This is a genomic window from Candidatus Methanomethylophilus sp. 1R26, from assembly GCF_001481295.1.
Taxonomy (GTDB): Archaea; Thermoplasmatota; Thermoplasmata; order Methanomassiliicoccales; family Methanomethylophilaceae; genus Methanomethylophilus.
This window is the reverse complement of record NZ_LOPS01000023.1, coordinates 1-728: the sequence shown is the minus strand read 5'-3', so window position 1 is coordinate 728 and position 728 is coordinate 1. Positions and strand designations below refer to the sequence as shown.

At 61.7% G+C, this 728-nt stretch carries 2 protein-coding genes; one reads left to right on the top strand and one right to left on the bottom strand.

The features are described 5' to 3' along the window. The coding region (pgk, locus tag AUQ37_RS04985) for a phosphoglycerate kinase (protein ID WP_082662414.1) at nt 1-309 on the top strand (309 nt) is incomplete at its 5' end. On the opposite strand, the gene AUQ37_RS04980 is transcribed toward pgk, so the two are convergent. Then, on the bottom strand, nt 303-728 hold a 426-nt coding region (locus tag AUQ37_RS04980; RefSeq protein WP_157844292.1), incomplete at its 5' end, for a hypothetical protein. The two genes, pgk and AUQ37_RS04980, sit on opposite strands and share 7 nt — an antisense overlap.

Here is a 728-nt window from a genome sequence, read left to right as displayed (position 1 = left end):
ATCGAGATCTTCCGGAAGGTCATAGAGCAGGCCAAGACCTCGTTCATGAGCGGCCCTGCCGGCATGTTCGAGAAGCCCGGCTTCGAGAACGGCACCAAGGCCATCATGAACGCCATGGTCGACAGCAAAGGGCTCTCCGTGCTGGGCGGAGGGCACACGTCGGCGGCGGCCGAGAGGTTCGACCTCGCCGACTCGATGTCCTACGTGAGCACGGGCGGAGGGGCCCTCGAGACCTTCCTGCTCAGGGAGCCCCTGCCGGTCATCGACGCCCTGGAGAAATCCAAGAAGAAGTTCGGGAACGGTCAGTGATCCTTCTCAAAACCGTCCAGCCAGCCGTTGGTGGTGTTGATGAGCTCCATCAGATAGCGGCGCTGGGTCATATCGTAGGGGTCGCAGAGCTCCAGCTGAAGGTTCAGCTTCTCCACGTTGCTGCGGCCCCAGGCGATGATCTTCCTGTTCTCCGCCAGGTACCTTTCGTTCCTGGCCTTCTGGAGACCGGTCAGCCGGGCATCGCTCTCTGCTTCGGAAACGAGTTCCGAGAGCCTTTCCATCTGAGCGGCGTACGCCGCGTTCTTCCCGTCGTACTCGATGTACCTGGAGGCCACCTCGCATCTGGAGAGCAGTCTGGATGCCCAGTCGCGGTACTGCGAGGGGCACATGTCAGAATCCATCGACAGGTGCACGGCGCTGTACTGCACCAGGTCGCAGATGAGCTTCAGGATGCCGGC